Genomic DNA, 1,184 nt, shown 5'->3' with positions numbered 1-1,184 from the left:
GCATCGCCGTGCCGAGTCTTTCGAACAGCCTCATCAGCCTCATCAAGGATACGTCGCTGGTTTCCGTGATTACGGTAACCGAACTGCTGCGCAGCGCGCAGGAAGTGATCGCCGCCACATACCAGCCCTTGCCGTTGTATCTGGCCGCCGCCGTGGTTTATTGGGTGCTGTGCAGCGTGCTGGAATTCGTGCAACGGCGGCTCGAGCGGAGATTGGCACTGCCGGGAAGGCATTAAACGGCACTTAGGCTTAGCCGTCTCCTTAGCCGTCCAGCCGCGCGCCGAATCTTCCCAGGCGCGGAAAATAATGTTTCTCCGGGTCGAGCGAATACGCAACCCGTCGCGCCCTTCCCATCAATTCATCGCGTGGGAAAAAACCGAAATAGCGCGAATCCGCGCTGTCATCGCGGTTGTCTCCGAGCATCAAATACTGCCCCTTCGGAACGGTCACCGGCCCGAACGAGCGCCGTGGACTCGGCGCGAGGACCGACAACCTGACCACGTGCGAAACGTGCCCGAGCTTCTCATCGAGATACTCGCCCGGCGACGATGAATCACCCGCCACGCCCGCGACATCCACCGGCTGGTAAGCAGCGCGTTTGCCATCGATGTAGAGCACGTTGTCACGCATGGCGACCACGTCCCCAGGCAGACCGATCAACCGCTTCACGATCAGTTCCTTCGCCGCCGACGAATCCACCGTCACGATGTCCCCACGCTGCGGATCGTGCAGATGCAGGATCGCGACATGGGTGAACGGGACGCGCAGATCGTAAGCCATCTTGTCCACGACGATCCGGTCGCCTTCGCGAATGGTCGGCAACATGGAACCGCTTGGCACCACGTTCCAGTCCGCAATCGCGCTTCGAAACAGGGTCATCAGGACCAGGAACGCCACCAGCTTGCGATTGTCGCGCCAGAATCGGGATAAGAATCGCATGGTAAAAATGCCCTGCATGTGAAGACGTCGCAGCGTATCGCGACAATCTGAAATGACGCTTAAACAAGTTGGTGCGCGGCGAGACCGGTCTGTCACTCGGTCTCGAACGGGAAATGCACGCCGAGGTCGCGGCGGGCGGCGTCGGTGATGAAGATCATTTGCATCGATACCGCGTGACGCATGACCGGACTTTCAATCGCCCCAGCGCGCAGCAGCTCGCAAAAGTGCGCGGTTTCGTAGTTCAG

The 1,184-nt window shown here is 60.0% G+C and carries 2 protein-coding genes and 1 pseudogene (1 of these 3 cut by a window edge); 1 reads left to right on the top strand and 2 read right to left on the bottom strand.

Features of this window, described 5'->3' with window-relative positions; all coding sequences use genetic code 11:
- Nucleotides 1-236, top strand: a 236-nt coding sequence (locus ACFFAR_RS23420) for an ABC transporter permease subunit (protein WP_375508557.1), incomplete at its 5' end; no start/stop codon positions are given.
- 25 nt (nucleotides 237-261) lie between these two features.
- Here ACFFAR_RS23420 and lepB read toward each other — a convergent pair.
- Nucleotides 262-939: a signal peptidase I gene (lepB, locus tag ACFFAR_RS23415; protein WP_375508556.1), complete on the bottom strand. Its 678-nt coding sequence runs from the start codon at nucleotides 937-939 to the stop codon at nucleotides 262-264.
- A 92-nt stretch (nucleotides 940-1,031) separates the two neighbouring features.
- A pseudogene (locus ACFFAR_RS23410) lies at nucleotides 1,032-1,184 on the bottom strand (Gfo/Idh/MocA family protein); it runs 842 nt beyond the window's last position.

The sequence above is a fragment of the uncultured Caballeronia sp. genome (genome assembly GCF_964243625.1).
Lineage (GTDB): Bacteria > Pseudomonadota > Gammaproteobacteria > Burkholderiales > Burkholderiaceae > Caballeronia.
The sequence above is the reverse complement of the archived record's forward strand: the minus strand, read 5'-3'. Positions and strand labels throughout refer to the sequence as shown.

Coding starts and splice junctions, on each gene's coding strand:
- lepB (WP_375508556.1), bottom strand. CDS start 939: ATGCGATTCTTATCCCGATTCTGGCGCGACAATCGCAAGCTGGTGGCG.